Below are 26,950 nucleotides of genomic sequence, written 5' to 3'. Positions count from 1 at the left end.
GGTGGGGAGGACTGTGCACACGGACGCTCCTGGGGCTCGCGCGAATCGCGGTGGGACGAACGTAGCGACGTCGGCGTTCATGGTCAAGAGTTCTTACCAAGATTGGCTGCTCCTCTTCACCTAGGTCAACGGCACCGGAGCATCGATGACCAATAGGCTGGGCGCATGTCCGACCAGCGCACCGTCTTCCACCCGGTCAAGACGCGCCGCGCCGCCGAGGACGTGATCGCCCAGATCGCCGAGATGATCCACGCCGGGGATCTCGTTCCCGGCGACCGCCTTCCGCCCGAGCGGGCCATCGCCGCCCAGACCCAGCTCAGCCGCCCCACCATCCGCCAGGCGCTGCAACGCCTCTCGGAGGCCGGCCTCCTACTCGCCGGCGACAGCCCGGCCAAGGGAACCCAGGTCGTCAGCGACGTGATCCCGCCCGACCTCTTCGGCGTCGGCCGCCCGGCCGCCTTCGACGAGATGGCCTCGACCCTCGAGGCACGGCGGGTCATCGAACCGCGGGTGGCGCAGCTCGCCGCCCTCTACATGACCGACCGGGACGTCGACGACCTCGCCGCCTCGATCGACCGGCAGGCCGACCTGGCTGAGGACCGCGTCCGGTTCAACGACGCCGACGCCCGCTTCCACTTCCTCTTGGGCCGGGCCACCCACAACTCCTCCATCCTCGCGCACACCCGGTTGCTCCAGCGTGAGCTGCGGATCCTGCGGGATATCTCGATGACCGAGTCCTACGACCCCGAGCAGTCCCTCGACGTCCACCGACGGACTCTTGCGGCGATCGTCGAGGGAGACCACGACACCATCGAGATCGTCATGGACGAGCACCTCAGCCTCCTCGAGGACACATTCACGGCGGCCGGCGGACGGCTGCGGGCCCGGCGGCCCCCAACCTTTCTCGGACGCGGCGTCGGTGGGTGAGGTCACCGGGTCTTCGTGACGTCCTTGCCGCGCAGGGGGTGTCGGTCAGGTCGGGTCCGACGAAGTGGAATACCGCGTTCGCGCAGTGCTCGGGCAAGCACCTCCCGCTTGAGGATGGTCCGCTGGGCGTCGAACCGCCCGAGCTTGGCCTCCTCCACCCCGTACACCTTGGACCGCTCGGCGCCCCTCGCCGGCGAAGATGCCGGAGCCCTGCACCAGCCCGTCGAGGTTGATGCCTTCACCTTGCCGCCGTACTCTCTCAGCTCTGCCGCCAGGAGGCGTACCTGGTGGGCCTGGTCGGCCTTGGTCGCGGCATATGCGATGTTGTTCGGCCCGGCGAAAACCGAGTTCTTTCGACGACACATAGACGACATCGCCACCCATCCCCTGCTCGACCAGCACCCTGTTTGCGGCGCTGGACGAGCTAGAAGCCCTTTGCCATCACGTCGTGCCACATCCCGGTCCTCGGCCGTCGTCTGCAGCAGCGGTTTCGACAACGAGAGACCGGCAGTTGGGGGTCAATCATCGAGACACCGTGGCTAACCCGGTGCGCCCACCGCCCACTTACAAGTCACCGCCCGGATCGCGCCTCACCCGCGCTGACCTGCGGATATGCCGACAGGCGACGGCACAGTGACCTTCGCGTGCCATGCCCGTGCCATCTCAGCGTCGCTGCATGTCTCGTCCTGGTCCCCCGCGCAGGCCTGCAAGCGACGGCCGCGAGCACGCCGCCGGTCAGCTTGAAGGCCTAAACCTCGTCGGCCTCCGTCAGGACCTCCTGCAGGTCGAGGCAGCTGATGTAGCGACGATCGTGCGCGAAGTCGGACATCAACGCTTCCACGTCCTGCCGAGAACCCGCCAAGCCCAGCGTCACGCCGGCCTGGGTTGGACGTCCAGCCGGAATCCGCGCCCCGGGCGTCGGGGCGTGGGCGTCACTCATCGCCCCGCTCTCGTCCCAGACGTCGGCCCCCAACCCTCGGGCTAGGGCCAGGTCACCGAGGTGGTCCAGGTCGGTCTCCGACGCGCCGAGAACCGTCACTCCCCACGTCGCGATCCCGGACCGCTCCACCCGGACGGTCTGCTGTCGGCCACTAACCACGACGCCATGCCTGCGCAGTACCTCCACCCGTTCCTGGCGGTGCCCGACGAGGTCGCCGAACCGTAGCGGGGAGTCGGGGGTCGGCACGCTGGTCACCACGCCGAGACCGTCGCCGGCTGCTCGAACCCAGACGAAGCCAGAGCCTCGAGCTTCCTCGGACCGCAACAGCAGCACCGGGTAGTCGTCGACATCGTGCACCCTGATGCCCTCCTCGACGCATGCCTGTGGGATGTCCGCGCGCCTCCAGGTCATGTCACGTCAGCACGTTGCGGCGCACCTGCACGGTCATCTCCACCGTACCCCCGGTGGCCCGGGTGAGCGCTCAGGAGGCAAAGACGACGGTGTTGTCGAGGTAGTGCCCGCTCACGGGGTCGATGTCGCCGCTGCAGGTGATGAGACGCAGCACCGGGCCGGGGGCGGGGCCGTAGACGCGCGCGGTCGGGAAGTCGTCTTTGGCGAAGCTCTCGAGCCGACGGACGGTGAAGGTGAGGACGGTGCCGTCATTGCGTTCGACCTCGACGTCGTCACCCGGCCGGAGCTCGCGCAACCGGGCTGCTGCGCGACGTGAGCATGGCCCTCAACGCCAAGCTGCGCGACGTGGCGAGCGAGGTCACCGACACCGGGTCACTCCCCGATGCCCCGGATCGGTTGCCCCGCGAGCGCCACCGACGCAGCCGCTGAGCCGCGCTTCGGCCCTTTCGCGCGCCACGTCATGGCCCGCTCGCCCCCGGTGTCGAGACGCGCCACGATGAGCACCTGACGGCGCGCCGGGAACGATGAGGTGTCCGGCTCGCGGCACGGGGTAGACGTTGCGGGTGAGCCCGCGACCACGGACGCCGAGGACCCGCCGTGACCGGTGAGGAGTCGAGCGCCCACGACCTCGGCAGGATCCTGCGGCGGCTCGGCCGGAGCATCTCCGACGGCCACGGTCGTACGCCCCTGAGCGACCGCCTGTGCCGGGCAGCAACAGACTTGTTGGGCTGCGATGGCGGCGCGATCACCCTTGCCTACACCGACGCCGAGCGGCTGACCCTGTCGAGCACCGACGCGACCGCGAACGAGATCGAAGCCCGCCAGGAGGTCGTCCAACAGGGCCCCAGCGCCGACGCGTACTCGGCCGCCGACTACCGGTACGCCGTGGTGGAGCCGGGCGGTCAGCGGCCGCTCGGATGGCCCTTGCTCGACCTCACCGGCGTCGACGACGGTCACGCCGTCATCGTCCACGCCGTCCCGATGACGGTGGCCGGCACCACGCTCGGCGTCCTGACGCTCTGGGAGCGGGGTCGCACAACAGGACTGGACCCGCTGACCGCCCGAGTCGTGGCCGGCGTGATCGGCGCCGCCCTCGTCAAGCAAGCCCAGGAGGAGGGCGGCGCCGTCGTCAACTCATGGGCTCGGCGCTCCTCCGTGCACCAAGGTGTGGGCTTCGTCATGGCCCAGCTGGGTGTTCGGGCCGCCGACGCCCTGGCCCTGATCAGGGCTCACGCCTACGTCCGCGGGACAAGCCTCGCAGAGACCGCGCGTGACATCATCGAACAACGGCTCGTCCTCTCCGACGAGCTGGAGGAGGGCACGACATGACCGACACGACGCTGGCTGCGGTCCTGCAGTCGTCGACGGCGGCGATGGTCGACGCTCACGACGACACCATCGGCCCGTTGGCCGCCCTCCTGTCCCGGACCGTCGACGCCGTGGGGGCACAGGCCGGAGGCATCCTCGTGCGGATGGAGGGCGGCACCGCCGAGCTGCTCGTCGCCACGTCCCACCGGGCCACAGACCTTGAGCTCGCCCAGCTCCAGGCGCAAGAGGGACCCTGCCTCGACGCGATCGAGACGGGGCGGCCCGTCGTCGGACGTGGGCGCGAGGACCTCATCGGACGCTGGCCGCAGACCGGCCGCCGGGTCGTCGAGGCCGGCTTCGAGGTCGTCCACGCCCTTCCCCTCACCTGGCGTGACACGGCCTTCGGAGGCTTGAACCTGTTCTGGGTTGACGCGACGGCCGAGCCGGCCGACGTCGCGGAGCACACCCGAGCCCTGGCCGACGCCGCGACGCTGCTCATCCTCAGCAAGGGCGCGCTGCCCGACGACGCCCTCGGCCGTGCCGTCGCTCACGCGCTCGAGGACCGGGTGGTGGTCGAGCAGGCCAAGGGAGCGCTGGGATACGTGCGTTCCCTCGACCCCGAGTCGGCCTACGACGCGCTCGTCGAACTCGGCCGGAGCGAGGGCCTCACCGTCGGTGAGGCTGCGCGCCTCGTCGTCGAGCGCGCCGAGCGTCGCACCCTGACCTGACCGTCACCCGATCGGTCGAACGGCCGTCCGCCGCGGCCACTCAGTGCACCAGCCGCCCGGACCCCTTCCGATGCCCTGCCACCACCTGCTCACGGACACCGATCCACGACCCGACCGACACAGCCACCGTCGAACGCGAAGGGCTGTCCTCGAGCTAGGCAAGATCCCACCAACCCATCCACGGCACACCTCATGCATTCTCGGTCGCCTCGGTCGTTGTGACGATCTGCGACAGGTCCACCCGCCGGGGAGGTACATGCCTTCGGAGTCATGGCAACGACACGCTCGAGCAGATCAGCGCGGCACATCCAGGGCCGTCCCGGGGTGGACCAGCTGACCCTCTTGAACCTCGGCGAGCCGCCGACAGAGCCGTCACCACACCCCTCAAGTCAGGCCCCGGTTCGGCCTCCTAGCCATCGCCGAAAGGTCGAACGCCCGAGCACCCTTAGCTGCAACTGGTGCGGCACCGACTTCCCGGTGCCGGCCCGCGGCCGCATCCCGAAGTGGTGCTCCGACACCTGCCGACACCGCGCGTGGGAGCAACGCCGCGCCGCCGCCGCCGGCCTGTGCGCCGTCGACGTCGTGGAGCGAGTCGTGGAGGTCGTCAAGACCCAACGGGTCGTCGAGCAGGTGCGCGTCGAGATGGCCGCAGAGTCTCGTCCCAGAGCGTCCTCGGACTACGCCGAGATCCTCTTCGAGCTGTCATTGCGGCTCGACACCGGCCGCATCTACGACCGAGACCTCGGCTCCCTGACGTCCGCGATGACGACACTCATCGACGCTCTCAACCGTCGCCTCAAATGACCTAAAGCGTGTCCGACGCCATCGCTCATGCCGATGAGCGGTCACTTGTACGGGCGGTCAATAGAATCGTCGCGTGGAGGGGATCAATGTCATGCCGCCGAGCCTCAAGGTCGCGTTCGTTGGTTGGTGCCCCGAGGCGGATGGTCGGATGACTCTCGCGTGCTCGGCCTATGACGACAACGATCGCAACTGGCAGATCGGCGTGAACTCTCCGGATCGAGCGGCAGCAATGCGGGCACTGAAGGCGGTCGGACTGCACGGCCTGTCGAAGGCACGGACGAGTCAGTTCGCGCCCTCGGACGAGCTGCGGCGACGTGCAGTCGCCGACGCCGACTTCGTTGTCTTCCTTCCGCGAGAGGTCCACTGACACGAAAGGTCATTACGCGATGCGATCAGCCGGGTGCGTTCAACACTGGCGGTCATGGGCTCAGTAGATCGGGGGCCCGAGGTTGAAGACCTCGTCGCGCACGTGGCGAGATGCCGCATCGTCTAGCCATTCAACTTCTAGCAGTTCGCCGCCGTAGCGCAGCCTGCTCTGGGACCAGTCGGCGAGGTCCTCGTCCATTTCCTCCCGCCCCACGAGCCAGTCATCGAAGCGGCCATCGGCAAACACCATGTAGCCGTGAGGAACCTCGAAGGGCTTTGACCAACCCCGCCACCACAGGTGACCGGCGGCCTGCGTCCAGTACACCTCCACGCGCAGGAAGAGCGTGGCGTCGACGTCCCCGCCGCCTCCGAGGGTGGCGGCACGCTCCCGGTAAGGATCCAGGCGGGAGTCACGAGTCTCCGCCAGGATCTCATCCGGAGGTCGCCACGACATGGTTCAGACGCTCTCACAAGGAGTAGGCCAGCACCCTAGCTCGGACATGCGCTCGCCGCAGAGCGCGCATCACCCACGCCGCGTCGTTGGGTCACGCCTGCCCCATCCGGACCTCGCTCAACGCTGCGTTGGCTCGTTGCTGGAGCGGGTGGGCCTGCCTGCCGAATGCAATAACCATCGGCACGTCCCGCTGGCCATCGCGGAGGTCAAGTCGAAGCATTCGGAAGAAGCGTGAGTGCCCGTACCAGTTCATCTGCCCGCTGTATCCAACCGCTTCGACCTGCAGCACATCTGAGGTCGGCGTTCGCCGGCTGACGCAGAGGCCACGAGTCGTGACGTCTTCCCCGTCAATTACCAAGCCAAGCCGAGCGGCGCGACCTACCAGCACGGCCAAGGTGCTCAAGATGAAGATGAACACGCCCGGCCATGCGGAATCGCCGGCACTTGGGTCAGGGTCAAGTAGGCCACCGTCCGTCAACAGCGCTAGCAGCAACAGATGTCCGATGACACAGGCTCGATACCGGCCACTTGCAATGACCACGCGTTGAGTCACCGGGTCCACCACGGTCGACAGCATGAATCAGCCGCAGCCAACGGTCGCATCATTCAGGTCAACGTCCGCTCACGCCGCGTGAGAGGGAGTTCGACTCACGGCGGAATGCACTGGGTCTCAGAGAGTGGTGTTGCGACTTGATCGACCAAGGGTGCCGCTACAGATCACGGTTCTCGGCACCTTGGGCCAGGCTGGACCAGAAGGGCACGTTTGTCCGGTCGGAGGTTGCAGGGGCGGGGCGTCGAACTCGTGAGCGACGTGGTCGAGCAGGTTGTCGCCGTAGAAGATGACGTCGGTCTGAAGCGAGAAGACCGGGCTCGGCGCGAACTGCGGATCTGACGTCAGTCAACGACGCGAGAACAGCGGGACGCGCCTCGGAACATGCGCAAGTTGTGGGCGCCTCGCGTTCACGGTCGTCACTGCCATCAGGACGAGGTCCCGATAAGACCGACCAGAACCACGTTGCTGTGTACGTCGAAGATGACACCTTCAAGTGGCCAGTCGAGGCGTCCTCGCAACTCGTGCTCGGGATCTTTCCGCCAGTCCGGCCAAGACCTGCCTACGGGCATTGCCGACTGGAGAAGGTCGCGATGCTCGGGGCCGAAGGTGAAGCTGAGCTTGTCCTGCACTCGCGAGAGCTCGCGGTCCGATAGCCCACCGTCAAGTGGCACCTCAGCCGCTGGAGCACCTGGGCAAGGAAATGGGGCAAGGCCCGATCATGTCGCAAGGACCGCACTAACATCACGACTTCAGGCGGTCAGCAGGCGGCGAAGTGACGCGTCTATAACAGCGATCCACCCGTTCCTGCCGCAAGCCGCACTTCGCCGGACTGATGCGGGGAAACCGTCGTTCGGCCTAACGTGGCCATGTGACTCGGGTGGAGCGATGGGAGCGCCGCGCAGAGGTGCCTCTCCTGCTCCTGGCGGTCGCCTTCCTCCTCGCCTACGCCTGGCCAGTATTGGACCCGCGCCTGGACTCAGACCTGCGGAGCTTCCTCACCGTGGCGTCCTGGACGGTCTGGGGAGCGTTCGCGGTGGACTTCTCTGCGCGCGTGTGGCTCGCGGAACACCGCGTAGAGTACGTGGCCCGGCATTGGTACGACGTCGCGCTGATCGTGCTACCGATGCTGCGCCCGCTGCGGCTGTTGAGGCTGTTGGCCTTCGCGCGGGTCCTCAATCGCTCAGCTGCAAGCTCGTTGATCGGGCGGGTTTCGACATACGTCGCAGGCGTCGCCATCTTGGCCGTCTTCCTCGGCGCGATCGCTGTGCTCGACGCAGAACAGAACGCACCCACGGCGAACATCACCTCCTTCGGTGACGCCCTCTGGTGGGCCTCAACAACCGTCACGACCGTGGGCTACGGCGACCGGTACCCGGTCACGACCGAGGGCCGTTTCGTCGCCGTCGCGCTGATGATCGTCGGGATCGCGGTGGTGGGTGCGGTGACCGCATCGATCGCGACCTGGATGGTGGGCCAGGTCCAGCGCGCGAGCAGCGAAGGGGCGCCGCCGGCCGAATGATTACCCAGGACGTCCGCTCATGCGGCGATGAGCTAGGTCGTCTCGCGGCGGATAGACGCAGATTGCGATCGCCTCAGCGAACGCGCGGTGGCGGACGAGGTGCCAGCGTCCGCCGGATCCGAGATCAACATCGACGGTGGTGTTCGTGGGCGCCTCGAGGGTGAGCTGGTGGGGTAGTGCCCAGGCCAACGTGCGCAGGACGAGTGGGAGGTAGGCGTCGCGGTACTCGCCCACCAGATCGAGCGGACCGCGCATCTGCATCTGGTGGACCCAGCGTTCGGTGAGGTCTTGTGCGATGTCGAACCAGATCGGGACTGGCCCGTCGCTGGCCCATGCGACCCGTCCTTCACCGGCCAGGTCTAGCGTCGCGTAGTAGCCGTCCATCTGGTTGCCTGCCCATTCCAGGAGGCCGGCCACTACTGGAAGGCTGAGCCCGGCTGCGCCGTCGAGCCACCGCTGGTTCTTCGCGGCGAGCGCGTCGACGAACTCGCTGGGATCCTCGATGGTGAGCAGACTGCTGGAGTCGCTGTCGCGACCCCGCGAGAGCCAGCCGAGGTCGTCATCGAGGATGTGGAGCGCGAGGTCCTTGACCGTCCACCCAGGGACTTCCGTGGGGGCGGTCCATTGATCGGGGCTCAACACGGCGAGGAGCGCGAGCAGGTCCCGGCGCTCTTCGACCAAGGTCGGGCGCACGTTGAGCGGGTCAACGTCCCAGAGGTTCACAGCCACATCGTGCCGCGAACCTCACTGCTCAGTCGGCTGTGTGCGACGACCCGCCGGTCGACTGGCGGCGCTAAGACGCATGTCGATGCGCCGGAACCGACCGCGACAGGACCCAGATTGGTGCGCCCCGGCGATGGTGCCATCGAGGTTCAGCGGGTGCGCAGTAGTTCCGTGTTGCCGGTCGGGCTGTTCATGACCTCCTGAAGTGCGACAGACGAGCAGCGGATCAGCTCGATCGACGCCCGCACGAAGATGTCCTCCTTGAAGTGCGGATCCGACTCGAGACTGGCCGCGTGACGGGGGTAGTCCTGGAGGGCCCACTCCCGAAAGGTTGGTTGCGGCCATGGTGCTCGGGGATGCACGAGCTGATCGACGGCGACCTGCAGGACGTCGCGACTGCTGGGCGGTTGCTTGACAATGCGCTCGTGGACAAAGCTTCCGTCCCGTCGTAGCAGGACCGGGTTCTCCACCCTCTCGAGCGTCCCGAGCTGGGGGTGTGCTTGAGCGAACAGCAGCAGTAGCACGAGATTTCCGAACCGCTCCGCCTGTTCGTGACGGTCAGCACTGACCGACTGTCCACTATCAGAGCGGGAGTCTGAGTCCTCAGCGTCTGCAAGTTCCTCCTTCAGCTTGGCCCCGTCGCCCCGATCCAGGAGCAGGTCGAAGTTGCGATATTGCAAGTCGACGGTCCGCTCCCAGGACGAGACCCAGAGGTCGAGCACCAAGAGCAGCTGGGCGACCGGTTGAGACGGCGCTACGGGGCTGGTCGTCTTCGGCGGTCCTAACTGGACAACCTCGTCGAGGCGGCTCCCGACGTATTGGGGCACGTAACGGTAGAGCCGGCCCCAGGTGGTCTCCGGGTTGAGGAACTGCTCGCTCGGGATGTTCAGCTGCTTGATCTTGTAGTTGGCGCCGATCTTGAAGAAGGTTCTCCACTCCTCGACGACTTCCGGCTTTGCCGTCCCCTGCAGTGCCACCTTGACGAAACTGAGGTGGTCCTTAAGGACGAATCGCATCGCTCGTTCAAGGCCGGCGGCGACGAGGGGGTCAACGAGACCTCCAATCGCGATGTAGATGACCATCTCGGGGAATGAAGGAGGGGCTGCCAACTGGCTGATGCGCTGATTGGTGATCGCCTGCTCGATCTCCAAGTAACGGGTCCGTGCGAAGTCGATGCCAGCTCTCACTACGTCGATCGTATTGAGCCGCACCAGTTTTCGGCGATCCAGCAACCGCTTCATGGCAACGATCTCGTCGGTGGACAACTTCGCTGACGTCACGGCCCTTCCGCGCGAGCGGCTCATGAGATTGCTGCCGCGAGCTTCACGGCAACGTCGACAGGGCGGGTCGATTGGGCTCCAGAACCGTTAGCGACGTGGGCACCGTCGCGACCCAGGAGGGTCCGTAGGGCACCGACCCTTCGGCGTACATCGCCCGGGCCGCGGTTGAGCCGGCGTAGGGACGGTCGAGTGTCAGCGCCCTGTCTGACGCAGCCACCACGGTGTAGACGTCGCCGTTAAGGAAGACTTCTCTACCGAGGTCGGTCCGGTCTGCATGCCACGTGCTGTCGCTATTGATGGTCACACTGGTCGAGCCGTTGGTAACCGAGAGAGTCCCAGAGCCGCGAGCCACTTCCTGACGGCGGTCGGTGAGGAGCTCGATCCAAAGCCCCGCGAACGAGGTCTCCGACGGTGGCACGCCCTCGATCACTGGGCCCTGCACCCGCTGTTGCTCGGGCACAGCCGCAGGATCCGTGTCGAGGTAGTAGAGCACAGCAGCCTCAGATCCCGGGGTGACCGGCACGATGACCCGAGCGGCCCCGGAAGTCAGGAAACGCTGATGGGCCGGGTCGTCGCTGAGCTGCTGGGCGCGCAGCGACCATGTCGACCTTCGACTCCAGAAATAGGAGTAGAGGAAGTAGTTCATCTGGTCCCACTCGAAGGCGTCCTCGAACAGTCTGGTGATGGGGGCATCGGAAGCGGAGGCGGCAGGGTCAGGTTCCTGGGATCCCCTAAATGACACGACGTGGTCGAAGTCGAATGGCTTGCCCCGCATCGCCTTGATGCACCACTTCTTGAGCTCGTCCTTCTCCCGCGTGCGGTTGTCTGCTTCTGGCCGGCCCGTGATCTGGACGCCCAGGGTTTGGTTGGCCTGGGCGATCTGGGCGGCACGTTCCTGGCGCTGGCGCAACTGCTCGTAGCCGGCGCGGAGGTGACTCCAGGTCCGGAGTCGCCACTTGGTCAGTGCCTCGGGGCTCCGAAGGCAACGCAGGACGACGTGGAGAGTCATCGTCTTGTCGAAGTGGCCGAACGCGCGGGCCGTGATGGGCACTCCGTTGGGCCAGAATTGCGGGTCAAGGACGATACTCTCGTGGTCGGCATTGACCCCGGAGAAGGCGATCAGCTCGCGTCCGGCCACAGCCACCTCGATGTCAAAGAACTCCGCGTGCCCCGGGTGGGCGTTGATGAGTGCCGTCGCCCACACCGGCTGGTACCCCTCGGGCACTGCGATGCTGTCCGCCACGACGTCCTCGGCGGTGTCCTCGTTCACGTCCTCGCTGGGCGTAGAAGCGAAGGTGAATCCCACGGCGACGTATAGCGGCGGGGGCGGTTCGACCTCGGTGGCGGCGTAGCGCTCGGCCAAGCAAAGGTAGTTCCCTTCGTTGACGTCTGTCGGACCCACATCGAATGGCGGCAGCTCCGACTCGTGGGCGTTCGCGGCCCATCCCTCCAGCAGGCTGACGCCCGGCTCGGAGACGTGGAACTCGATCATGAGCCGGGTGCCATAGTGCCGAAGCTGAACCTCGTGCAGCTTCTCCAACCACAGGTAGATGCCACTCACAGGGACGGGATTCGGGACGCCGGTGGTCGTGTTGTCGATGCTGTGCCGGTTCAACTCGCGGATCTCGTCGACGGTCGTGGTGCGTCGTCGCTCGCGAACCTCCTCGCGGGTCCGTTCGATCGCCCTATTAACGACCTCCTTAGCCAGGTTCTGAGCCGACGACCGGGATTCGGACGAGGACTGATGCACGCCAATGTCGAGATTGGTCTCGACACGGGTCAGCCCGTAGCGGCCGCTGGTGTTCAGTCCGGCGTCTAGCTTGAAGTCGCTCTCAATGGTCTTCTGGCTCTGGGTCTGCAGCTCGAAGCGGTCGGTGCTCTGCTGATCGCGCTCGGTCTGGGTCTCCTCGAGTCGATCGATCTCCAAGACCTGTTCAGTCCGCTGCTTGCGCAGGTGCCGCCGGCCTTTGGACTCACCCGCCAAAACATTCTCGACATGGGCGATCTCCCTAGCCTGATAACCAACGAGCTGCTCCCTCGCAACGATGAGGTCACCCCAGCCAATCCCGCGGACCGTCGAACGTGGGTTGGCGATGTTCGCGGGTGGGGCGGCGGGAAGATCCTGCTGTGGCACGGCGTCAAGCGCCCGAATCTGCGAACAGAGCTGGTTGGCTTCGTCGATGAGATGACTAGGGTCTAGGACGTCCAGTAGCCCTCCAAAGCTGTTCGGCTTGGGAAGGCCGGTCCGCAAGAGAGTTTTTCGCAGGGTCTTGCGCTGCGCCGACGTCAGCCGCGCGTCCAGGTCACCGTAAAACGCTCCGTCGAGTGCAGGCGCCGCCCTGACGGGCGTCGCGCGGACCACCGGCCCGCCTGGCGACATTGCGCGCTCCAGCAGACCGCCGACCATCGAGGAGCGCACGCGGTGACCTGCGGGAGGCTGAGACGGTGTGGCGGCTAGCCCAGACATCACTTGATGAGCGGTGTGCTGAATGGTCTCGTGATCGGAGATCCGGCGGATGACTTTGGCCCGGCGGGCCATCAGCTGCGTCCGATGAGTCGCCACATCGACCAAGGCGGGGGCGGGCGGCGGGGCGGCGTCTCGACGTCGAACAAAAGGCAGCCACCCGGGAGGAAGCGTGACAGGCGCTGTCAGGGCACGGCTGACGAAGCCTATGTCGGTCGTGTCGAGTGCTCTCAAGACGGCCGACGCCCGCAGTAGGCGCGCCAGATCTTCACGACGCCTACCGCTCACGCGGGCGTACAGCCAGGCGTCGTAGACCAGTCGTTGTTCGCGGAGCAGTGCAGGGGACCGGCCGAACTGAGCCAAGGTTGTGTTCCGTCCCTTGATCTGGACCGTCAGGCCGGACAGGCCTAACGGCGACCTGGATCTCGAGCGGTAGAGGCGGTCTGCGGCGACGGACAACCCAAGCGCCGCCTGCGTCTTTCGGGTCATGGGGGTGTAGGACGCCAGGATCTGCTTTTGCTCCTGTGGCGTGAGGTGACTGGGTGAACGTCCCGCGAGCAGTCCCAGCATGACGCTGGACTCCGTGTCCTGGCTGGGCTCGATGGCTGCTCCGGCGACGGTGCCGCGAAGATTGACGAACCGAAACAAGTTGTGCGTCGTTACGGCCATGGGAAACCTCGTAGACCGGGACCGGCCTCGAGCCGGACTGACCACGTAATGGGACGGAGCCAGCCTCTCCCACAAAAGCGCTCGTTGTCCAGAGATGCGGGCGCGTCGGGATCGTGACGGACGCGGCGCCGTGGCAGACCGAGTGTGGCCCCTTGTGCCCAAACGAAGGCACGAATGACCCCAGCCTAGGGGCCCTCGCCGTGACTCAAATGACAGTTCCGTAACGGGCCTAAATCCCGGTCGGTTGCCTCTCGCAGAGAATCATGAACCAGGTAGTGGCCGACGGCTGCGGCGGGGGTCGCTGGCCCCGCGCGAGGTCGCCAGGCGAGGTATTAGTGCCCCGCAATCTGGTGGCTGTCGGGGCGAAGAGACGCATTGTCAGTCTCTTCCGGCGACTGAGCGGGGCTAAGTGCTGGGTAAGGGACAGGCTCACTCGCGAGATTGCGTCATGCGCGAGAGCGCATCGGCGATCTGTCGATCCCGGCCCTGGGCCGCGTGCTGGTAGCGCAGTGCTGCGTTGACACTGCTGTGGCCGAGCCGCTGCTGCAGCTCGGCCAGAGTCGCTCCCGCCATCGCGGCCATCGTGGCGCCCGTGTGGCGGAGGTCGTGCAGTCGGAGATCCGGTCGTCCAGCGGCCTCGCGTGCGGCACGCCAGGGCTTGTACAGCGTCGACGGCTGGAGGCTCGACGTGCCGTCGGCACCGGGGAAGAGCAACGAGTCCTTGCCCCGCGCGGTGAACGAGTCGAGGTGTTCGACGATGGACGGAAGCACGTGCGGAGGGATGGCGACGGTGCGAGTTCCCGCACTGGACTTCGGAGTTCCGATGACCGGTCGCCCGCGGACCTGGGACACCGCTCGTTCAACTCGCACGGTGCCGGCTCGGACGTCGACGTCGCCGCGACGTAGCTCGAGCAGCTCGCCCAGCCGCAAGGCGCACCAGGCTCCGAGGAGGACCAGCGCACGGTAGCGCTCGGGCATCGCATCGACGATGGTCGTGATCTCCTCGACGGTGGCCGGCCGCACCTCCCGCGCGCGAGTGGTGTTCGACGCGCCGCGGATGCGACAGGGGTTCGACGCGATCAAGTCGTCGGAAAGCGCGGTGTTGAGAACGGCCTTGAGCAGTGCGTACGAGCGCGCCCGGACGGTGGGGGTACTCGGGTCCATCGAGCCCCACCAGGCACGAACGTCCGCGGGGTTGACGGCGGCCAGGGGCTGCTCACCGAATGTCGGCAGGAGGTAGCGCGTCAGGAGGTGCTCGTAGCCCTCGCGGGTCTTGGGCTTGATGCCCCGGGTGGCGACCCAGGACGCGGAGTAGTCGGAGAACGTGACGACGGATGGCGGCGGCGCCGGCGGCTCGGGGCGCTTCCACTCCCCCAGGATGATGCGCTGACGTTCGAGCCCGAGCCAGCCCTCTGCATCCCCTTTGGTGAGGAACGTCAACGGGGCGTTGAGCCGGACCAGGTCGGGGGCGACATAGCTGGCCTGCCAGCGCCCCGAGGGAAGCTTGCGAACGCGCCCGAAGCCTCGCCGGCCGCTACGCCCGGCCACGTCCCGGCCCCTCGAACAGGCTCGAACCGTGCCGCCCGCGTGCCATCTGTGTGCCATATCTCTGGCTCGTGCCGTCCACTCTTGTCCACCTCTGTCCGCTCGATGATGAGCGCGCTCAATGGAATTTTCGCAGGTGGGAGGTCATATGACAAGGTCACGAGACGGAGCTGGCGGGGGGACTCGAACCCCCAACCCCCTGTTTACAAGACAGGTGCGCTACCGGTTGCGCCACGCCAGCGGGTCCGCGGGAGGCGGACGGCGACACACTCTAGCCGGGCGGCACGTCGTCCCCGATGTGCCGCCGCTGCCCTCAGGAGGCGGCTGGCTCCTCGGCGACGGCCGGGGTGGCGGGCTCCTCGGGATCGCGCCGCGGCGGCGTCGGCTCGGCTGCGGTCGGCGCCGGACGGGGCGCGGGGGCCGAGAGGGCTGACACCACGACCCCCACCCCGACGACGGCGACCGTCCACGCCAGCCCGAAGCGCACGATCGCGTCGTTGACGGAGAGGTTGCCGTGCCACACGAGCACCGCGGCAGGGGCGAACATCAGCACGCCGAGCATCGCGCCGAAGCCGAAGCGCTCGGGCGAGGTGCCGCCCTTGCCCTTGCCTCCACCACCGCCACGACGGCCCACGTCAGCCCACCGCCTGCATCGGCTCGACGCCGGCCGGCGTGACGTCGACGACCCCGGCCGTCGTCAGCCGCAGGTGGCCGCCGAGCTCCTGGTAGGCGAGGACCGCGAGCTGCGGCACGGAGGTCTCGATGAGGCGGCGCACGGCCCGCCGCAGCGGCTGGGCGCAGACGAGCACCGGCTGGATGCCCTTCTCCTCCACCGCCCTCGACACGCGCGCGGCCTCGGTGACGAGCTGCTCGGCGAGGAACGGGTCGAGGAGCAGCTGCGCGCCGGACTCCCCCGGGCGCAGCGCCTCGAGGAGCCGCTGCTCGAGGCGCGGCTCGAAGGTCAGCACGTGCAGGTCGCCCCCGACGGCGTGCGCCGCGGCGATGGCCGGGCCGAGCGCGAGCCGCGCGGCCTCGACGAGCCCGTCCGGGTCGGCCGAGACCCGGGCCCGGAGCGAGACCGCCTCGAAGATGCGGACGAGGTCGCGGATGTTGACGCCCTCGGCGAGCAGCCCCTTGAGGGTGCGCTGCACCTCGCCCAGGGACAGCGGCGACGGCGTGAGCTCGTCGACGACCTGCGGGTGGGTGGCGCGCACCGCGTCGACGAGGAGCTTGACGTCCTCGCGGCCGAGCAGGTCCGCGGCGTGCCGGCGCACCGTCTCCGCGAGGTGGGTCGTGATGACCGACGAGCGGTCGACGACGGTGCCGTCGAGGGCCTCGGCGCGACCGCGCAGGTGCGCCCCGACCCACTTGGCCTCGAGGCCGAACACCGGCTCGCGCGTGGGCGTCCCGTCGAGGTGGTTGATCGCGTCGCCGATGACGAGCACGTGCCCGGCCGGCGCCTCGCCGCGCGCGACCTCGACGCCGTGGACGCGGATCGCGTAGGTGTGCGAGGGCAGGTCGAGGTTGTCGCGGGTCCGCACGAGCGGGATGACGACGCCGAGCTCCATCGCGAGCTTGCGGCGCAGGGCCTTGACCCGGCCGAGCAGGTCGCCGCCGTTGTCGGCGTCGACGAGCCCGATGAGGTCGAAGGCCAGCTCGAGCTCGAGCGGCTCGACCCGGATCTCCTGGGCGAGCACGTGCGGGCTGTCCGGCGAGGGCTGGGCGTCCTTGGCCTCGACGGCCTCCTGCGCCTTGCGCGCGGCCTCGCGCTCCTCGAGCTTGGGCATCGAGCGGGCGAGGACCAGCGCCCCACCACCGACGAGCAGGAACGGCAGCTTGGGCAGCGACGGCACGAGCGCCAGGCCCATGATGACGACACCAGCGAGCTGGATGGCCCCGCGCTGGGCGCCGAACTGGTGGAGGATGTCGCCGCCCATGTCCCGGTCGGTCGCGGCGCGGGTGACGATGATGCCGGTCGACATCGAGAGCAGCAGGGCGGGGATCTGCGACACGAGGCCGTCGCCGATCGAGAGCAGGCTGTACGTGGTGACGGCGTCGCCGAAGGACTGGCCACGCTGCGCCACCCCGATGATGAGCCCGCCGATGAGGTTGACCAGCGTGATGACGATGGCGGCGATGGCGTCGCCCTTGACGAACTTCGAGGCACCGTCCATCGCGCCGTAGAAGTCGGCCTCGGCGGCGACGTCGGCGCGGCGCTGGCGGGCCTGGTCCTCGTCGATGAGCCCCGAGTTGAGGTCGGCGTCGATCGCCATCTGCTTGCCGGGCATGGCGTCGAGGGTGAAGCGCGCGGCGACCTCGGCCACGCGGCCGGCACCGTTGGTGATGACGACGAACTGGATGACGACGAGGATGAGGAAGATGACGAGCCCGACGACGATCGAGCTGCCGACGACGACGTGACCGAAGGCCTCGATCACCTTGCCCGCGAACCCGTCGACGAGGACCAGACGGGTCGCGCTGACGTTGAGCGCCAGGCGGAACAACGTCGCGACCAGCAGCAGCGACGGGAAGACCGCGAAGTCGAGCGGGCGGGTGACGCGCAGCGCGACGAGCAGCACCAGCACCGCGAGCGTGAGGTTGAACGCGAGGAGCAGGTCGAGGACCATGCTCGGCACCGGGACGACCATGAGGACGACGACCGCGACGACCGCCGCGGGGATACCGATCTGGCTCATCCGGGCGTTCTTCATCGTCCCTCGCAGGGTCGGCGGCGCAGGAGGTGGGCAGTCATCTCGGGACCCTCATCGGCAGGCGAGCACCCGACCTGAGCGCTTCTCCGCCTCGAATGTGGGTGAAAGCCTGCGGGATACCGGCGGTTTTCACCCACGTTCGGGCGGGAGCGGGCGGCCGGTCAGACGGCGACACCGACGCGCTCCCTCGAGGCGGCGGGGTTGCGGTGCACTCCCCCGGTGATGCCGCGCCGCTTGAGCCCGACCACGAAGACGAACACCCCCGCGACCGCGTCGAACAGCTCGGCGGGGATCTCCTCGCCGATGTCGCAGAGCCGGAACACGGTGCGCGCCAGGGGCACGTCCTCGACCATCGGCAGCCGCAGCTCGGCCGCCTCCTCGCGGATGCGCGCCGCCGCCGCCCCGGCACCGCGCGCGACCACTCGCGGTGCGCCACTTCCCGGTTCGTACTTCAGCGCGACCGCGACGTGGGTCGGGTTGACGAGCACGACATCCGCCGAGGACAGGTCGGCGAGCATCCGGTTGCGGCTCATCGCCCGCTGCTTGCCGCGGATCATCCCCTTGAGGAACGGGTCGCCGTCGGTCTGCTTGTGCTCGCGCTTGACCTCGTCCGGCGACATCTTCAGGGAGGTGCCGATGCGGCGTCGCTCGGCGGCGTAGTCGGCGGCGGCCAGCACGAGCCCGACGCCGGCGACGACGCGCAGCACGTGCACCGCCGCCTCGACCGCCGCACCCGCAGCGGCCCCGAGGGACCAGGCCCCCGAGCTCGTCATCAGCGTCGCGACGTCCCGCAGCTCGGTGTAGCCGATCCAGCCGAAGACGACGAACTTGATCATCGTCTTGGCGAAGGTCCACGCCGAGTGCGCCGAGACCAGCTGCTTGAGGCCCTTGCCGGGGTTGAGCACCTTCATGTTCGGCTTGAACTTGCCGGGGTAGAAGCGCAACCCGCCCTGCGCGGCGTTGCTGACCAGCGCCGCCGCGACCATGACGCCGAAGAACGGCGCGAGCAGCCAGAGGGCGTCGGTCGTCGCCTGGCGCATCAGCGAGGTGCCCTGCTCGGGGCGCGGGTCGGCGATGACGTCGCGCACGCCGTGCAGCAGGTCGGCGAAGAGGTCGCCGAGCCCCTGGGCGAGCCGCGGCAGGAGCACCGAGGCGAGCAGGACGGCCGTCCACGCGCTCAGCTCGGCGGTGCGCGGGACCTGCCCGTCGCGCCGCGCCTTCTTGAGCTTCTGCGGGGTCGGCTTCTCGGTCTTCGAGGCCTTGTCGCTCATCGTCCGCTCACCGCCCGCTCACCCCGCGGCTCCCATCATCCGGGCGACCGAGGTCATGTCCTTGCCCGCCTGGTCGAGGATGCCGCTCACGACGCCGGGGAGCATCGCGAAGGCGACGCCCGCGAAGCTGATGGCGAGCACGATCTTCACCGGGAAGCTGATCGCGAAGATGTTGAGCGTCGGCACCGCGCGCGAGACCATCCCGAGCGCGATCTCGGAGAGGAAGAGCACGACGAGCACCGGCGCCGCCACCTGCAGCGCCCCACCGAGGAGCGTGCCGACGTCCTTCGTGACGATCCGCGCGAGGTCGCCGAGCGACACAGGGTGCAGCGGGACCACCGTGAAGGTCGAGACGAGGCCGCGCACGAGGAACAGGTGCCCGCCGGCCGCGAAGAGCAGGGTGATCGCGAGCAGCTGCTGGATGCGGCCGAACATGCTGCTCGTGACGTTGGAGAGCGGGTCGTAGAGGCTCGCCAGGGTGAAGCCGCTCGCGAGGTCGAGCAGCTCGCCGGCCGCCTGCACCACCGAGAACGCGGCGAGCACGACGAAGCCCATCGCCGCCCCGACCGCCGCCTGGTAGAGCGTCGCCCCGATGAGCGGCAGCAGCTCGAGGGCCGGGGTCGCCTGGCCGCGCAGCGAGGGCAGCACGGCGAGCGAGAGCGCAACCGCCAGACCGGCCTTGACTCGCACCGGTACCGCCTTGCTGCTGAACGGCGGGGCGAGGAGGAAGAACGCCGAGAGCCGCACCGTCGCGAGGAGCATCGTGACGTACGTGTCCGCGGCGAGCGTGAGCGTCATCAGGCGAGCAGCTGCGGCAGCATCGCGAACATGCTGCGGGTGAAGGCCACCGCCTCGGCGAGCATCCAGTGCCCGGCGACGACGAGGACGACCGCGACGCCGAGCAGCTTCGGCACGAAGCTGAGCGTCACCTCCTGCACCTGCGTGACGGCCTGGAAGAGCGAGATGACGAACCCGATGGCGAGGGCGGTCAGCAGCACCGGCAGCGCGAGCTTGGCGCTGACGATCATCGCCTGCACCCCGATGTGCACGATGTCGGCGTCGGTCACGTCGCCCTCCTACTTGTAGCTCTGGACGAGGGCGGTGACGATCAGGCCCCAGCCGTCGACCATGACGAAGAGGAGGAGCTTGAAGGGCAGCGAGATGAGCGCCGGCGGCAGCATCATCATGCCCATCGACATCAGCACCGAGCTGACGACGACGTCGATGACGAGGAACGGCACGAAGACGACGAAGCCGATGATGAACGCCGACTTCAGCTCCGAGAGGACGAAGGCCGGCACGAGCGTCGTGAGGGGCACGTCGTCCATCGAGGCCGGCTTCTCCTCGCCGGACAGCTTCACCATCGTCGCGAGCTCGGAGGGGCGGGTCTGCTTCCCCATGAAGTCGCGCAGCGGCTCGACGGTGCGCTCGATGGCCTGCGACTGGGTGATCGAGCCCTTGAGGTAGGGCTGGACGCCCTGGTCGTTCATCTGGGAGAGCACCGGCGCCATGATGAACATGCTGAGGAAGAGGGCGAGTCCCACGAGCACCTGGTTCGGCGGGATCGTGGTGGTGCCCAACGCGTTCCGCGTCAGCGACAGCACGACGATGACCTTCGTGAAGGCGGTCGTCAGGATGAGCAGCGCCGGCGCCAGGGACAGCACGGTCAGCAGGACGATGATCGTCACCGTCTGGCTCGGCTGGGCGGCACCGCCGTCGAGCGACACCGAGAGGTTCCCCGGCGAGGCCGAGGGGCTCGGCGACGGCGACGGCGAGGGTGCCGCCGCGGCGACCGCCGCCCCCGGACCGACAGTGAGGAGGAGGACGCCGGCCAGGAGCGCGAGGTGGCGCAGCCGGCGCAGCAGGGAGAGAGGACTAGGCACGGCCGCCCTTGAGCGTGCCGACGACGAGGCTCGCCGCGTTCCACGGCCACCCCGTCGGCGCCGCGGCGTGCGTCCCGGGGGTGTGCGGGCCGTGCGCGTGCGGGCCGTGCGGCTGACCGCCGGTGGGCACCGAGGGCAGGCGCAGCCGCGACGGGTGGTTGCGCTCGATCGCGCGGCGCTCGGCGCGGGTCATCGGGACGAGCGTGAGGGGGGCGGTCTCGGTCTCGGCCTCGGCCTCGGCGGAGCGGGCGGCCAGGACGGTGGCGAAGTCGCGCTCCGGCGGCGGGGCCGGACGGTCGTCGTCGGCGTCGTCGGAGGCGGACGTGACCACGGCCAGTGTCGGGGCGACCGGCGCGGGCGCCTCGAGCTCGCGGAGCACGGCGACCTGCTGGTCGGTGACGCCGAGGACGAGCACCTGCTCGCCGACCCGGACGACGTGCACGGCCGACCCGCGGCTCAGCGCACGCCGGGACAGCAGCTCGATCTCCACGCCGGTGCGCGCGCCGACGGTGCCCCCGACCCCGCGCCGGCGCGCCCAGCGGGCGAGCAGGACGAGGAGGGTGAGCACGACGCCGAGCGAGACGAGCAGGCGCAGCCCGGCGAGCATGAGCGATCCGTCCATCAGGCGCCGAGCCCCACGGACGGGTCGGAGCTGACGACCTCGGTGACCCGGACGGCGTACTCGTCGTCGACGACGACGACCTCGCCGCGGGCCATGAGCGTGCCGTTGACGAGGACGTCCACCGGGCTGCCGGCCGGGCGGTCGAGCTCGACGACGGCACCGGGGGCCAGGCCGAGGACCTCGCGCACGGTCATCCGGCTGCGCCCGAGCTCGACGCTGATGCCCAGCTCGACCTCGCGCAGCAGGTGGAGGCGGCGGGGGTCGACGCCACCGGCGGCCGGCGCGGCGACGGGGGTCGCGGCCGGCACCGGGTCGTGGCCGCTCGCGCCGAACGCGGCGTCCGGGGCCGCGGTGAACGCGGTCTCGGTGGCGAACGGGTCCTGCGGGGTGTCGTGGGTCATCGGGGTCCTTCGGTGGGTCGGGTCAGGGGACGATCTGGACGGCGAGGCGGCGGCCGTGGCTGCCGGGGGTGGCGCGGGCGACGCGCACGCCACCGGCCGAGACGAGGAGCGGCTCGTGGGTGCGGTGGCGCAGCGGGACGAGGTCGCCGACGGTCAGCGCGAAGACCTCCGCGGAGGTGAGCGTCACCTCGCGGAAGGCGACCTGGACGGCGACCTCGACCTGGGCGAGCCGGTCGGTGACGACCCGGCGGGTCTGCGCGGCTCGCTCGCCGGCGGCGTCGTCGGCGTCCTCGGCGACGCGGTCCAGCGTCGTGAGCATCGGGGTGAGGGTGCTGAGCGTGAGGCAGCCGGCCAGGGCGACCGGGCGCTCGAACACGCTCAGCTCGACCTCGAAGGTGACGACCGGGTCGGTGCCGCGGGCGATCTGGTGGAAGCGGGTGGTCGTCTCGAGCGCGGTCTGCGCGACCGGCAGGTCACCGACGACGGCGAAGGCGAAGGGCAGCTCGGCCGCGAGCTGGCCGAGCAGCTGGTCGGCGAGCGCGGTCTCGATCTGGGTCAGCGGCCGCTCGGGCTGCTCGCCGGTGCCGGAGCCGCCGAGCATCCGGTCCAGGAAGCCCATCGCGTCGCCGAGCGCGAGCTGGAGGTGACCACCGCCGGGGAGTCCCTCGACGGCCAGCGCGCCGAGCACGCTCGGACGCGCCATGCTGTCGAGGAACTCCCCGTAGGTGCGCTGACCGAGGCCGGCGACCTTCGCGGTGACGATGGTGCGGAGCACTGACGAGAGCACCGTCGAGACCCGACGTGCATAGGTCTCGGCGACGACCTGCAGCGCCTGCTCCCGCTGACGGGAGAGACGGTCCGGGCTGCGGAAGTCGTACGGCGCGGGCTCCACGGTCACGCCCACCCCATCGGCACCGCCCGTGCCCACCTGAGCCCTCGGCGTCGATCCGGGCGGGGTGCAGCCGTTCGGCCGATGCCCGGTGGTCGTCCGGGCGAGCGGCGGCTCCCCCGGGAGGGGCTGCTACTGCATCACGAGCTCGGTGACGTAGACGTCGATGACGTCGCCGTCGTAGCGCTTCTCGATCTCCTTGGTCAGCGCGTTGATGGCCGCCGTCCGGGTCTTCGGCGCGAGCATCTGCTCGTAGGTGCGCTGGCCGAGGATGGTGATGGCGGCGTCGCGGGCCTTGGCGCCGCTGACGCCCTCCTCGGATGCCGCGGCGGCCTCCTCGGTCACCTCGAGCGAGAGCCCCATCTTGAGGTAGCGGCCGTCGGCGAGGTTGAGGGTCAGCGGGTCGAGGTCGACGACGGGGCCGCTCTCGACGACGGGCTCGGGGGCGGCCTCGCCCTCCCCGGAGGAGCCCTTGAGGAAGTACCAGCCGCCACCGCCGGCGAGCGCCAGGACCGCGACGATGATGACGAGCATCGGCTTCTTCTTCTTGGCCGGCTCGGCGGCGGCGGCGGTCGGGGCGGCGGTCGCGGTGCTCATCGGGGGCCTCCTGAGGTGGTGGTGCTGGACGTGGCCGAGGCGGACGTGCTGGTCGAGGGGGCGGTGGAGTGGACGACGACGGCGACCCGGCGGTTGCGGGCCCGGCCCTCGACGGTGTCGTTGGTCGTCAGCGGGCGCTGGTCGGCGTAGCCGGCGGCCGAGAGCTGCCGGCCGCGGACCTTCGAGGAGAGCAGGTACTGGAGGACCGAGGTCGAGCGGGCCGTCGAGAGCTCCCAGTTCGAGGTGAAGCGTCCCGCCACCGGCACGTCGTCGGTGTGGCCCTCGACCGTCATCTGGTTCCCGATGCCGCGCAGGGTGGGCGCGATGGCCGAGAGCACGTGGCGGCCCTCGGGGCGCAGGGTGGCCTGGCCCGGGTCGAAGAGGACGCGGTCGGAGACGATGTCGACGACGAGGCCGTCGTCGCGCATCTCGAAGCGCACCGAGTTCTCCAGCCCCTGGGCCGCAAGGGCCTTCGTGATCTTGCGGCGGACCTCGACCAGCTGGTCGCGGGCCGCGGCCTCGGCGCCGCCCTTGCCCTCGCTGCTGCTGCCCTTGCCACCGGCGGCGGACTGGTCGACGACGTCGCTGACCACCTGCGGCGCGACGGGCGCGATGGCCTGGATGGCCGAGTCCACCGAGGTGCCGTCGAGCACGCCCTGGGTGTGGTTGGTGATGGCGGGGGCGCCGAAGTCCTCCTGGAGGCCCGAGGAGAGGGCGAGCAGCTTCTGCTGGTCGACCTGGCTGATCGCGAAGAGCACGATGAACAGGGCCATGAGCAGGGTGATCATGTCGGCGTAGCTGAGCAGCCAGCGCTCGGCGTTCTCGTGCCCGCCCTCGTGCTCCTCCTCGTGCCCGCGCCGGCGCTTGCCGGAGGGGCCCGGGCCGCTCACGCCGCGTCCTCGAGGGAGCCGTCGCCGGCGATGACGGCGCGCAGCCGCTTCTCGACGACGCGCGGGCTGGTGCCGGCCTGGATGGACATGACGCCCTCGAGGAGCATCTCGAGGTGGGCGACCTCGGCCTCGCTGATCCGCTTGAGCTTGCTGGAGAACGGGAGCCAGAGCACGTTGGCGCTCATGACGCCCCAGAGCGTCGCGACGAACGCGCCGGCGATGAGGTGGCCGAGTTCCTCGGGCTTGTCGAGGTTGGACAGCACGTGGATGAGGCCGATGACGGTGCCGATGATGCCGATCGTCGGGGCGTAGCCGCCCATGTCGGCGAAGAACTTGATGCCGAGGTGGTCGGTCTTCTTCCGGGTCTTGATGCGGGCGGCGAGCACGTCGTAGATCTCGTCGGCGTCGGTGCCGTCGACGGTCATCTCCAGGCCCTCGCGCAGGAACGGGTCCTCGGCGCTGCGGGCCTTCTCCTCGAGGGCGAGCAGGCCCTCGCGGCGGGCGACGTCGGCGAGCGAGATCAGCTCGGCGACGGCCTCGTCGCTCTTCGGGGGCTTGGCGGTGAAGGCCTTCATCAGCTGCTTGACGATGACCATCGCGTCGGCGAGGTAGCCACCGGAGACGGCGGCGCCGATGCTGCCGACGAACACGAGGATGATCGGCGGGATGAGGATGATCGAGGTCGGCGAGGCCCCCTCCATGATGAGGGAGGCGAAGACCGCACCGAAGACGAGGATGACCCCGCCGATGGTCGCGAGCTCCATGTCAGTCCTCCAGGCCCCGGACGGCGCGGAGGGCGGCCCGGCCGGCGCCGGGGCGTGACCCCGGCGCTCCCGTCCCGGACTCCTCGGCGGCGGTCAGCACGGACGCCCGCGCGTGGCGCATGAGGACGACGACCTCGTCGAGGGTCTCCTGCACGACGTAGCGCGACCCGGTGACGAGCAGCACGACGGTGTCGGGCGTCTCGTCGACACGCTCGAGGAGGTCGGGGTTGAGCCCGAAGCGCGTGCCGTTGCGGCGGGTGAGGATGATCATGGGAGCGGGTCCGTCCTGGGTGAGCTGGACACGCCGTCCATGACGTGTCGCCGTTCCCATCGGCAGGAGCGACCAGGACTTGAGGGGAACGACGTCCACGGCCTGGTCGGGCGCGGGGTCCTCCGGGGTGCCGGTGCCCGGCCCCGGGAGCAGGGGCGACGGGCGCGGGCCCGCCCCGGCGGGGGGCGGGCCCACGGGCTCGTCGTCGTCGGTCACGACGGCGTCAGCGCTTGAGGTTGACGAGGTCCTGGAGGATCTCGTCCGATGCGCTGACGACGCGCGAGTTGGCCTGGAAGCCGCGCTGGATCATCACGAGGTTGGTGAACTCCTGCGCGAGGTCGACGTTGCTCATCTCGAGCCGGCCGGCCGCGATGGAGCCTCGTCCGCCGGTGCCCGGCACGCCGATGGCCGGCTGGCCCGAGGCGGCCGAGACGCGGAACGCGGAGTCGCCGGCCTTCTCCAGGCCCTCCGGGTTGCCGAAGAAGGCGAGCGCCACCTGGCCGAGGGACTGCGTGCGGCCGTTGGAGAACGAGCCCGTGATGACGCCGTCGGCGCCGACGCCCCAGCTCTGCAGCTGCCCGGCGGCCGAGCCGTCCTGGCCGCGCAGCGTGGCGGTGCTCGCGCCGGCGTACTGGGTGACCGGCGTGCCGTCGCCGCCGAGGTTGATCGCGACGTTGCCGGGGAACACGAAGCCGGCGGAGGCCAGCGCGGCGTTGGTCATCGAGACCGTGCCGGGCGTGAAGGCCATCGTCGTCGAGTTCCAGGCGAGGGTGGCCGAGCCGACCGTGGTCGTCGAGCCGCCGCTGCCGGTGACGGTCGCCGCGGCGGTCCAGGTGTCCGTCGCGGTCTTCGTGTAGGTCAGGGTGACGGGGATGCTGCGACCGGTCTGGTCGAAGACGTCGATGCCGTTGACGACCGTCGCCCCGACGGCGGCGTCCGCCGAGAGGTTGCCGCCGGCGTCGACCGACGCGGTCGGGGTGGGCGCCATGATGAGGCCGGTCGGCACGCGCAGGCCGGTCATCGAGGTGCCGGTGTTGATCTGGCCGTCGACGGCCAGCCACCCCTGCACCACACCGCCGTTCGGCGAGGTGAGGTTGCCCTGCCCGTCGAGCGAGAACGCGCCGGCGCGGGTGTAGACGTTGGCGCCGGCCTGCTGGACGACGAAGAAGCCGTCGCCGGAGATCATCAGGTCGCTGGGGCGGTTGGTCGTCTGGGCGCTGCCCTGGCTGAAGTTGGTCGCGACACCGGCGACCTGGACGCCGAGGCCGACCTGGGCGGGGTTGACGCCGCCGCCGCCGGCCCGCAGGGCCTGGCTGAGGGTGTCCTGGAACTGGGTCTGGCTCGACTTGTAGCCGGCGGTGTTGACGTTGGCGATGTTGTTGCCGATGACGTCCATCGCGGTCTGGTGGCTGCGCATACCGGTGACGGCGGAGAACAGGGAACGAAGCATGGTGGGAGTCCTTCGGGTGCAGGGGGATTCGGAGGGCTGAGGTATTTGCGGTGGTTGGGGTCTCGGCCGTCAGGCCTGGTGGGCGGTGCCGACCTGGGAGACGACCGAGATGGGGACCTCGGTCTTCCCGACGACGAGGACGGGCCCGGTGGCGTCGAGGCGCACGGCGTCGACCTTGCCGGTGTGCGTCGCGCCGTCGGCCTGCCAGGTGACGTCCTGGCCGACGAGGGCGAGGGCGCTGAGGCTGTTCTGGCCGCTGATGATCGCCGCGTTCTGCGTGACCAGTTTGTTCATCGTCTCGACCATCTGCATCTGCGCGGTCTGGGCCATGAACGCGGCGCTGTCGACCGGCTTGCTCGGGTCCTGGTACTTCAGCTGGGCCACGAGGAGCTTGAGGAAGGCGTCCGAGGTCATCGTGCCGGAGGCGCCGCTCGCGGCGGTACCGGTACCGGCGCTCGCGGCGCCGCCCAGTCCCGTGGCGTAGGGGCCGGTGGGGATCGTGGTCATCGG

The 26,950-nt window shown here is 69.2% G+C and carries 29 protein-coding genes, 1 tRNA gene and 1 pseudogene; 6 read left to right on the top strand and 25 right to left on the bottom strand.

Annotated features, from left to right (window positions below; translation table 11 throughout):
• The first annotated feature begins 165 nt into the window (after positions 1 to 165).
• Positions 166 to 927, top strand: a complete 762-nt coding sequence (locus ACQZ2A_RS13485) for a FadR/GntR family transcriptional regulator (RefSeq protein WP_430211899.1) — start codon at positions 166 to 168, stop codon at positions 925 to 927.
• Here ACQZ2A_RS13485 and ACQZ2A_RS13480 read toward each other — a convergent pair.
• The 3 genes and pseudogenes from ACQZ2A_RS13480 to ACQZ2A_RS13470 all read right to left on the bottom strand — a co-directional run.
• Positions 857 to 1,436: pseudogene (locus ACQZ2A_RS13480) on the bottom strand (SDR family oxidoreductase); the annotation flags it as partial. The gene ACQZ2A_RS13485 and the pseudogene ACQZ2A_RS13480 sit on opposite strands and share 71 nt — an antisense overlap.
• A 239-nt stretch (positions 1,437 to 1,675) precedes the next feature.
• On the bottom strand, positions 1,676 to 2,224 hold the full coding sequence (locus tag ACQZ2A_RS13475) for a hypothetical protein (protein WP_430211896.1): 549 nt from the start codon (positions 2,222 to 2,224) through the stop codon (positions 1,676 to 1,678).
• A 124-nt stretch (positions 2,225 to 2,348) separates the two neighbouring features.
• Positions 2,349 to 2,573, bottom strand: a complete 225-nt coding sequence (locus ACQZ2A_RS13470) for a sortase domain-containing protein (protein WP_430211893.1) — start codon at positions 2,571 to 2,573, stop codon at positions 2,349 to 2,351.
• A 302-nt stretch (positions 2,574 to 2,875) separates the two neighbouring features.
• Here ACQZ2A_RS13470 and ACQZ2A_RS13465 point away from each other — a divergent pair, with 302 nt between their 5' ends.
• From ACQZ2A_RS13465 to ACQZ2A_RS13450, 4 genes are all read left to right on the top strand, one after another.
• Complete coding sequence (locus tag ACQZ2A_RS13465) at positions 2,876 to 3,607, top strand: ANTAR domain-containing protein (RefSeq protein WP_430211890.1); 732 nt, start codon at positions 2,876 to 2,878, stop codon at positions 3,605 to 3,607.
• The gene (locus ACQZ2A_RS13460) at positions 3,604 to 4,314 is read left to right on the top strand and encodes an ANTAR domain-containing protein (protein ID WP_430211887.1); all 711 of its coding nucleotides are present in this window, start codon (positions 3,604 to 3,606) and stop codon (positions 4,312 to 4,314) included. Before ACQZ2A_RS13465 ends, ACQZ2A_RS13460 begins: the two co-directional genes overlap by 4 nt.
• Before the next feature lie 477 nt (positions 4,315 to 4,791).
• A complete protein-coding gene (locus ACQZ2A_RS13455) occupies positions 4,792 to 5,118 on the top strand; it encodes a hypothetical protein (RefSeq protein ID WP_430211885.1) in 327 nt (108 codons plus the stop codon).
• Between the two features lie 73 nt (positions 5,119 to 5,191).
• Positions 5,192 to 5,485 carry a hypothetical protein gene (locus tag ACQZ2A_RS13450; protein WP_430211883.1) on the top strand — a complete coding sequence of 98 codons (294 nt, stop codon included), beginning with the start codon at positions 5,192 to 5,194 and terminating at the stop codon, positions 5,483 to 5,485.
• 60 nt (positions 5,486 to 5,545) lie between these two features.
• On the opposite strand, the gene ACQZ2A_RS13445 is transcribed toward ACQZ2A_RS13450, so the two are convergent.
• Together ACQZ2A_RS13445 and ACQZ2A_RS13440 are read right to left on the bottom strand one after the other, a co-directional pair.
• Entirely contained in the window at positions 5,546 to 5,938 is a 393-nt protein-coding gene (locus ACQZ2A_RS13445) for a hypothetical protein (RefSeq protein WP_430211880.1), read from the bottom strand.
• 91 nt (positions 5,939 to 6,029) lie between these two features.
• Positions 6,030 to 6,515 carry a hypothetical protein gene (locus ACQZ2A_RS13440; RefSeq protein ID WP_430211877.1) on the bottom strand — a complete coding sequence of 162 codons (486 nt, stop codon included), beginning with the start codon at positions 6,513 to 6,515 and terminating at the stop codon, positions 6,030 to 6,032.
• Between the two features lie 853 nt (positions 6,516 to 7,368).
• On the opposite strand from ACQZ2A_RS13440, the gene ACQZ2A_RS13435 reads away from it, so the two are divergent.
• Complete coding sequence (locus ACQZ2A_RS13435; protein WP_430211875.1) at positions 7,369 to 8,010, top strand: potassium channel family protein; 642 nt, start codon at positions 7,369 to 7,371, stop codon at positions 8,008 to 8,010.
• Here ACQZ2A_RS13435 and ACQZ2A_RS13430 read toward each other — a convergent pair whose 3' ends face one another.
• The 20 genes from ACQZ2A_RS13430 to ACQZ2A_RS13335 form a co-directional block, all read right to left on the bottom strand.
• Positions 8,011 to 8,733: a maleylpyruvate isomerase N-terminal domain-containing protein gene (locus tag ACQZ2A_RS13430; protein WP_430211873.1), complete on the bottom strand. Its 723-nt coding sequence runs from the start codon at positions 8,731 to 8,733 to the stop codon at positions 8,011 to 8,013.
• 149 nt (positions 8,734 to 8,882) lie between these two features.
• Positions 8,883 to 10,013: a hypothetical protein gene (locus tag ACQZ2A_RS13425; RefSeq protein ID WP_430211870.1), complete on the bottom strand. Its 1,131-nt coding sequence runs from the start codon at positions 10,011 to 10,013 to the stop codon at positions 8,883 to 8,885.
• 43 nt (positions 10,014 to 10,056) lie between these two features.
• The gene (locus ACQZ2A_RS13420; RefSeq protein WP_430211867.1) at positions 10,057 to 13,146 is read right to left on the bottom strand and encodes a hypothetical protein; all 3,090 of its coding nucleotides are present in this window, start codon (positions 13,144 to 13,146) and stop codon (positions 10,057 to 10,059) included.
• A gap of 429 nt (positions 13,147 to 13,575) precedes the next feature.
• Positions 13,576 to 14,694 carry a tyrosine-type recombinase/integrase gene (locus ACQZ2A_RS13415; protein WP_430211865.1) on the bottom strand — a complete coding sequence of 373 codons (1,119 nt, stop codon included), beginning with the start codon at positions 14,692 to 14,694 and terminating at the stop codon, positions 13,576 to 13,578.
• Positions 14,695 to 14,859: 165 nt separating this feature from the next.
• A tRNA-Thr gene (locus tag ACQZ2A_RS13410) sits at positions 14,860 to 14,932 on the bottom strand.
• Positions 14,933 to 15,004: 72 nt separating this feature from the next.
• Positions 15,005 to 15,325 (bottom strand): hypothetical protein, encoded by a 321-nt coding sequence (locus ACQZ2A_RS13405; protein WP_430211863.1) that lies wholly within the window; start codon positions 15,323 to 15,325, stop codon positions 15,005 to 15,007.
• A gap of 1 nt (position 15,326) precedes the next feature.
• Positions 15,327 to 17,402, bottom strand: a complete 2,076-nt coding sequence (gene flhA / locus ACQZ2A_RS13400; RefSeq protein ID WP_430211860.1) for a flagellar biosynthesis protein FlhA — start codon at positions 17,400 to 17,402, stop codon at positions 15,327 to 15,329.
• Between the two features lie 161 nt (positions 17,403 to 17,563).
• Positions 17,564 to 18,673 (bottom strand): EscU/YscU/HrcU family type III secretion system export apparatus switch protein, encoded by a 1,110-nt coding sequence (locus ACQZ2A_RS13395; protein WP_430211858.1) that lies wholly within the window; start codon positions 18,671 to 18,673, stop codon positions 17,564 to 17,566.
• Between the two features lie 18 nt (positions 18,674 to 18,691).
• Positions 18,692 to 19,471: a flagellar biosynthetic protein FliR gene (locus tag ACQZ2A_RS13390; protein WP_430211855.1), complete on the bottom strand. Its 780-nt coding sequence runs from the start codon at positions 19,469 to 19,471 to the stop codon at positions 18,692 to 18,694.
• On the bottom strand, positions 19,471 to 19,740 hold the full coding sequence (locus ACQZ2A_RS13385; RefSeq protein ID WP_204131918.1) for a flagellar biosynthetic protein FliQ: 270 nt from the start codon (positions 19,738 to 19,740) through the stop codon (positions 19,471 to 19,473). Before ACQZ2A_RS13385 ends, ACQZ2A_RS13390 begins: the two co-directional genes overlap by 1 nt.
• Before the next feature lie 9 nt (positions 19,741 to 19,749).
• Positions 19,750 to 20,556 (bottom strand): flagellar type III secretion system pore protein FliP, encoded by an 807-nt coding sequence (gene fliP / locus ACQZ2A_RS13380; RefSeq protein WP_430211852.1) that lies wholly within the window; start codon positions 20,554 to 20,556, stop codon positions 19,750 to 19,752.
• On the bottom strand, positions 20,549 to 21,178 hold the full coding sequence (locus ACQZ2A_RS13375) for a flagellar biosynthetic protein FliO (protein ID WP_430211849.1): 630 nt from the start codon (positions 21,176 to 21,178) through the stop codon (positions 20,549 to 20,551). Before ACQZ2A_RS13375 ends, fliP begins: the two co-directional genes overlap by 8 nt.
• Positions 21,178 to 21,579: a flagellar motor switch protein FliN gene (fliN, locus tag ACQZ2A_RS13370; protein WP_430211847.1), complete on the bottom strand. Its 402-nt coding sequence runs from the start codon at positions 21,577 to 21,579 to the stop codon at positions 21,178 to 21,180. The genes ACQZ2A_RS13375 and fliN overlap by 1 nt, the downstream gene beginning before the upstream one ends.
• A gap of 22 nt (positions 21,580 to 21,601) precedes the next feature.
• Positions 21,602 to 22,477, bottom strand: coding sequence for a flagellar motor switch protein FliM (locus tag ACQZ2A_RS13365; RefSeq protein ID WP_430211845.1), 876 nt, complete (start codon positions 22,475 to 22,477; stop codon positions 21,602 to 21,604).
• Between the two features lie 123 nt (positions 22,478 to 22,600).
• The gene (locus tag ACQZ2A_RS13360) at positions 22,601 to 23,065 is read right to left on the bottom strand and encodes a flagellar basal body-associated FliL family protein (protein WP_430211842.1); all 465 of its coding nucleotides are present in this window, start codon (positions 23,063 to 23,065) and stop codon (positions 22,601 to 22,603) included.
• Positions 23,062 to 23,955: an OmpA/MotB family protein gene (locus tag ACQZ2A_RS13355; protein ID WP_430211839.1), complete on the bottom strand. Its 894-nt coding sequence runs from the start codon at positions 23,953 to 23,955 to the stop codon at positions 23,062 to 23,064. Before ACQZ2A_RS13355 ends, ACQZ2A_RS13360 begins: the two co-directional genes overlap by 4 nt.
• Entirely contained in the window at positions 23,952 to 24,719 is a 768-nt protein-coding gene (locus ACQZ2A_RS13350) for a motility protein A (protein ID WP_430211836.1), read from the bottom strand. Before ACQZ2A_RS13350 ends, ACQZ2A_RS13355 begins: the two co-directional genes overlap by 4 nt.
• A 1-nt stretch (position 24,720) precedes the next feature.
• Complete coding sequence (locus ACQZ2A_RS13345) at positions 24,721 to 24,990, bottom strand: flagellar FlbD family protein (protein WP_430211833.1); 270 nt, start codon at positions 24,988 to 24,990, stop codon at positions 24,721 to 24,723.
• A 223-nt stretch (positions 24,991 to 25,213) separates the two neighbouring features.
• Positions 25,214 to 26,440 (bottom strand): flagellar hook protein FlgE, encoded by a 1,227-nt coding sequence (locus tag ACQZ2A_RS13340; RefSeq protein ID WP_430211831.1) that lies wholly within the window; start codon positions 26,438 to 26,440, stop codon positions 25,214 to 25,216.
• A 69-nt stretch (positions 26,441 to 26,509) separates the two neighbouring features.
• Positions 26,510 to 26,947: a flagellar hook assembly protein FlgD gene (locus ACQZ2A_RS13335; protein ID WP_430211829.1), complete on the bottom strand. Its 438-nt coding sequence runs from the start codon at positions 26,945 to 26,947 to the stop codon at positions 26,510 to 26,512.
• Positions 26,948 to 26,950: the final 3 nt, after the last annotated feature.

Source organism: Phycicoccus avicenniae (assembly GCF_050496545.1).
GTDB classification, from domain to species: Bacteria; Actinomycetota; Actinomycetes; order Actinomycetales; family Dermatophilaceae; genus Phycicoccus; species Phycicoccus avicenniae_A.
The sequence above is the reverse complement of the archived record's forward strand: the minus strand, read 5'-3'. Positions and strand labels throughout refer to the sequence as shown.